The organism is Streptomyces avidinii (assembly GCF_014650695.1).
Classification (GTDB): Bacteria; Actinomycetota; Actinomycetes; order Streptomycetales; family Streptomycetaceae; genus Streptomyces; species Streptomyces avidinii.
The window spans coordinates 1-4883 of sequence record NZ_BMVL01000043.1 but is presented as its reverse complement, the minus strand read 5'-3'; the positions used below and the strand labels follow the sequence as shown (position 1 = coordinate 4883).

The 4883-nt window shown below is 71.3% G+C and carries 4 protein-coding genes and 1 pseudogene; 4 read left to right on the top strand and 1 reads right to left on the bottom strand.

What is annotated here, in order from left to right; all coding sequences use genetic code 11:
- Window positions 1-358: pseudogene (gene manB / locus IE257_RS37600) on the top strand (phosphomannomutase/phosphoglucomutase); the annotation flags it as partial.
- A gap of 81 nt (window positions 359-439) precedes the next feature.
- Here the strand turns inward: manB and IE257_RS37595 are convergent.
- Window positions 440-1663, bottom strand: a complete 1224-nt coding sequence (locus IE257_RS37595) for an IS701 family transposase (RefSeq protein ID WP_189974612.1) — start codon at window positions 1661-1663, stop codon at window positions 440-442.
- A gap of 292 nt (window positions 1664-1955) precedes the next feature.
- On the opposite strand from IE257_RS37595, the gene IE257_RS37590 reads away from it, so the two are divergent.
- The 3 genes from IE257_RS37590 to IE257_RS37580 all read left to right on the top strand — a co-directional run bounded on the left by IE257_RS37590 (window position 1956) and on the right by IE257_RS37580 (window position 4693).
- Window positions 1956-2561 carry a TetR family transcriptional regulator gene (locus tag IE257_RS37590; RefSeq protein ID WP_229920910.1) on the top strand — a complete coding sequence of 202 codons (606 nt, stop codon included), beginning with the start codon at window positions 1956-1958 and terminating at the stop codon, window positions 2559-2561.
- Between the two features lie 57 nt (window positions 2562-2618).
- Window positions 2619-3527, top strand: a complete 909-nt coding sequence (gene galU, locus IE257_RS37585) for a UTP--glucose-1-phosphate uridylyltransferase GalU (RefSeq protein WP_189974608.1) — start codon at window positions 2619-2621, stop codon at window positions 3525-3527.
- A gap of 194 nt (window positions 3528-3721) precedes the next feature.
- Window positions 3722-4693: a ParB/RepB/Spo0J family partition protein gene (locus IE257_RS37580; protein ID WP_189974606.1), complete on the top strand. Its 972-nt coding sequence runs from the start codon at window positions 3722-3724 to the stop codon at window positions 4691-4693.
- Window positions 4694-4883 lie beyond the last annotated feature (190 nt).

Below are 4883 nucleotides of genomic sequence, written 5' to 3'. Positions count from 1 at the left end.
TTTCTGGAACGCGGACACGGGCATGCTGGCGGCGTTGCACGTGCTGGCGGCTCTGGGTGGTCAGGACGGGCCGCTGTCGGAGCTGGTGGCTTCGTACGACCGTTATGCGGGTTCGGGTGAGATCAACTCGACGGTCGCGGATCAGGCGGCGCGTGTGGCGGCGGTGAAGGCCGCTTACGGCAGTACCGAGGGCATCACGTTGGACGAGCTGGACGGTTTGACGGTGACGGCCGAGGACTGGTGGTTCAACGTGCGTGCCTCCAACACCGAGCCGCTGCTGCGTCTGAATGTCGAGGCGCGTGACGAGGCCACCCTGGTCAAGATCCGCGACGAGGCCCTCGCCCTCATCCGCGCCTGACGCAGTCCTGCCGGGGCGGTGCCCGGCGCAGCCGGGCACCGGGCTCCGCCCGGACCCGCCCCCGGACCCGCGCCCGCTCGCTCAGGCGGGCTGCGCCCGGGGGATCCTCACACGCCCCCGCAGGGCATACGCATAGGCGGCCGACATCAGCGTCATGTGATGGTGCCAGCCCGGAAAGGACCGCCCCTCGAAGTCGAGGAGCCCGAAGTCGTCCGCGAGCGCCCCGAGCACCGCGGCGGATCGCCCCGCCGCCCGCACCAGGCCCAGCAGATCGTCCATCCGGTGCCGGTTCATATTGGTGAGCCACACCGGCCCACCGGCACCACCCCTCCCACCCGTTCCACCTCGCCCGCCCGCCCCCGGGCGCCGTTCGCCGAACAGCCGGTAGATCTGCTGCGCCCCCCGGGCTCCCGACTCTCCCTCCGGCACCCTGACCAGCGCCGAGTGGATGCGCTGCCCCTGTGGACGTGCGCCGGGACCGGCAAGCGGTGTGGCGTACGGGTGGCTGGTGTTGCCCAAACGGGCGAAGTCGGCCGCGGTGGTCCCGCGCCCGGGCGTCCGGGCGCCGTCCCCGCCCGGCGTCAGGCCGGCCGCGCGCACCGAGAGGGTCGGTGGGACGGACACCAGGAAGTCGTGGCCGCGGCGGCCGAGCATGCCGATCAGGGCGGCGGCCCCGCCGAGGCGGCTGAGGTCGGCGACCACCGGGGGATGTGCCGACGAGGTGCGGGTCGCGATCGAGTCGGCGAGCTCCAGTACCAGGGCTTCCGGGTTCTGGTGTACGGCCTCGGGCGCGATGCGCGCACGGCGGCGCAGGACGGGATCCGTCACCCACGCCTCGGGGAGGGCCAGCCGCCAGTCCACGGGCACGCTCATGCCGTCCAGGGACAGGAAGAGGCAGAAGCCCAACTGGCAGTTGACGATGCGTCCGGCAACGGGGTCGAAGCGGCGGTGCACGCCGACCGAGTGCTCGCCCCGCTTGGGGAAGCACACCTGCCCGATCGTCCAGGCCCGCACCGGCTGCCGTTCCTCCAGCCAGCGGAGCAGTTCGGTGCGGGCCGGATTCCAGTCCCAGGGGCTCGCGTTGATGAACTGCTGCAAGGACTGGGAGGCGGTGGGCGACTCCGTGACGGACGCCGCGAGTCTGCGTACGGACTTCTTCCCCGGGGTGGTCAGCAGTCCCTGCAGGTAGACCCGTGCCCAGCGTCGCTGGTCGGCTCTCGGTAAGTGCCCGAAGAGGCGCTCCGTGAACTCCTTCAGGTCGGTGTCACCGGCAGCCAGGGCTCTGGTCCTTGTCCGTGTCGTCATCTGTCTCCCCCTCCACTGCGGACGTCGGCAGGCGCCGTCGGTACTCGTAGAATACAGAACGTTCGTTTTTTTTCTAGCGAACGCATGGCGTCCTCCCCGCGACTTCGGCACGTTGGTTCGCGGGGGCGGTGGCGCCGGTCATGGGGTCGGCGCGGAGTGGCGGGGCATGGGCGCTTCTTCGTCAAGTCGGCGTTGTGGGCGACCTGCCCTCGGGTGACGCTGGAGGCCGCCATGTCCCCGCGGGGCGCAATGGCGAGTGAGGAACGACCTGGATGGCAGTGATAGTGCAGTGGTGAAGCAAGAGCGTGGCGTACGCACCCGTAATCATCTGATCTCGGTGGCCGCCGCTGAATTCGACCGCAATGGGTACGACGGGACCTCGCTTTCCCGGCTGAGCCGTTCCGCCGGAATTTCGATCGGGGCCCTCACCTTTCACTTCGCGGCGAAAGGGGAGTTGGCCTCCGCCGTCGAGGATTCGGGGCGGGCCGCCACCCGCAGAGTGGTCGAGGGAGTGACGGCCCGCGGCGGCCCGGCGCTGGACACCGTTTCCGCGCTCGTCCTCGCCCTGGGCCGGCTGATCGAGACGGACGCGGCCGTGCGCGCCGCGGCGCGCCTGACCCAGGAGCGCGTCGGCGCCGGACCCGACTGGTGCGGATGCTGGCTCCCGGAGGTCAAGGAGCTGATGGTGCAGGCCGCCGAAGAGGGGCAGCTGGACCCCGAGGTCGACCCGTGCCCCGCCACCCTGCTGACGGCGCATCTGGTCGGGGGCGTCGTCACCAGGGCGCGCCGCCGCCGGGGCGAGCGCCCCGGTGCGGCGAGCGGGGAGCTCAGGGACCTCTGGCGGCTCATCCGGCGCGGCATCGCGGCGCCGCAGACGGAAACGGAAATGCCCAAGTAGGAGTAAAAGCAAGGCAATTCGAACCGTTCGGATCCGGTGGGCTCTAGCGTCCATGGCATGAATCCCACACCTCACCGGATAACCAAGGCAGTGATCCCCGCCGCGGGACTCGGCACACGATTCCTCCCGCTGACCAAAGCCACCCCGAAGGAAATGCTGCCGGTGGTCGACAAGCCGGCCATCCAGTACGTGGTGGAGGAGGCCGTCGCGGCGGGGATGTCCGACATCCTCATGGTCACCGGACGCAACAAGCGGCCGCTGGAGGACCACTTCGACCGCAATCACGAGCTGGAGGAAGCCCTCCGGCGCCGGGGTGATCAGGACAAACTCCGGAGCGTCTGCGCCTCCACCGAGCTCGCCGACATCCACTACGTGCGTCAGCGCGACCCCAAGGGACTGGGGCATGCCGTCCTGTGCGCCGCGCCCCACGTCGGCCGGGATCCCTTCGCCGTGCTCCTGGCCGACGACCTGATCGACCCCCGTGACCCCCTGCTCGCCCGCATGGCCGAGGTGCGGGAACGGTTCGGCGGCAGTGTGGTGGCCCTCATGGAGGTGGCGCCCCAGGCCATCCACCTGTACGGATGTGCCGCGGTGGACCGGTCGTCGGAGGGCGGTGACGGCGTACGCATCACCGAGCTGGTGGAGAAGCCGGAGCCCGGCACCGCCCCCAGCAACCTGGCCGTCATCGGCCGGTACCTCCTCGATCCCGAGATCTTCGAGGTGCTGCGGAACACCGCCCCCGGACGCGGCGGCGAGATCCAGCTCACGGACGCCCTGCGGGCCCTGGTCAGAGCCGGCCGCCCCGTGCACGGCGTCGTGTTCTCCGGCCGGCGCTACGACACGGGGGACCGCGCCGAGTACCTGCGCGCGACGGTCCGGCTCGCTTGTGAACGCGAGGACCTGGGCCCCGAATTCCTGGCCTGGCTACGGGAGTTCGTCCGGTCGGAGGAGCTCGTGGGGGTCTGAGCGCCGCTCGGTGGGCGACCGCGGAAGTTCCCCGGTCGCCCACCCCACCTGGCCCTACTGGGCCAACTTGCCGAAATCTCAACGGGGTTCGGCCTGCCGATTGGTTACCGAACGGTAATTACGTAATTTCTTCTGCGGGGCCGCCGAACGGAGCGGCGCCCGAAGCACCGAGTGCCGAGAAGGAGGTGAACTTCATGGACGAGCCCCACCCACGACACCCGGCGCAGAACCCCGACGTCGCGGTCGAGGTGCCGATCCGCAGCCTGCTCGCCGCGGATTCGCCCCGCACCGTGCCGGTGGACGAGAGCCACGCACAGGCCCTCGCGCACTCCGACCGGACCCTGCCGCCGCTGCTCGTGCACCGCCCCACCATGCGGATCATCGACGGGACGCACCGGTTGCGGGCCGCCGTACTGTGCGGGCGGGACACGGTGGGAGTGACGTTCTTCGACGGCAGCGCCGAGGACGCGTTCGTGATCTCGGTCGAGACCAACATCAGTCACGGACTCCCGCTGACCCAGGCGGAACGGACCACCGCGGCGTTACGGATCCTGCGGTCCCACCCGGACTGGTCCGATCGCGGCATCGCGCGCCGGACCGGGTTGGCGGCCAGGACCGTCGCGACGCTGCGCCGCCGCGAGGCGCCCGGGCCGGCGCCACCGGGTCGCGTCGGCCAGGACGGCCGCGTCCGTCCGGCCGATCCGGTCCGGGGCCGGGAGGCCGCGGCCCGGCTGCTGGCCGGCCGCCCCACCGCGTCCCTGCGGCAGATCGCACGGGAGGCGGGCATCGCGCCCTCGACCGTACGGGACGTGCGGCGCCGGATCGGAGAGGGAGTCGATCCCGTACCGGCCGCCCAGCGCCGCTCCGCCGACACCCCGGCCCCCGCCCCGCCCCCGGTGCCCCCTCGGGGCCGGGGGCAGCCACTGCCCGTACTGGTCACCAGCCTGTGCAAGGACCCCCTGCTCAGGCTGAGCGAGGCGGGCAGGCTCCTGCTGCGCATGCTCGACCTCCAGGTGAGCGGACTGCGCCAGTGGGAGCGGATCGTCGCCGCAATACCCCCGTACCGCGTCGAGACGGCCGCCGCCGCGGCCGCCCAGTGCGCACGGGACTGGCAGGAACTGTCCGACGAACTCCGGCGCCGCGCCTCGGCGCACACCCCTGCCTGAGCCGGCTTCCCCGGCGAGTACCGGCCTTCGACGTGGAAGGCCCCCAGTTGTGATCGAAAGGACGTATGGCGATGTCGGTTGTCGAGGGAGCGCGTGTTGACGCGGGTTCAGGGGAGGGGGGAGGAGCCGAGGGCCCCGTTCGTCTGGATGGTCGTTTGAAGTTGGTTCTGGTGGTGCTGCTGGTGGCGCA

What these genes read in the sequence shown, in the direction of transcription:
- IE257_RS37580 (WP_189974606.1), top strand. Translation starts at nt 3,722, where the DNA reads ATGGACGAGCCCCACCCACGACACCCGGCGCAGAACCCCGACGTCGCG.
- galU (WP_189974608.1), top strand. Translation starts at nt 2,619, where the DNA reads ATGAATCCCACACCTCACCGGATAACCAAGGCAGTGATCCCCGCCGCG.
- IE257_RS37595 (WP_189974612.1), bottom strand. Translation starts at nt 1,663, where the DNA reads ATGACGACACGGACAAGGACCAGAGCCCTGGCTGCCGGTGACACCGAC.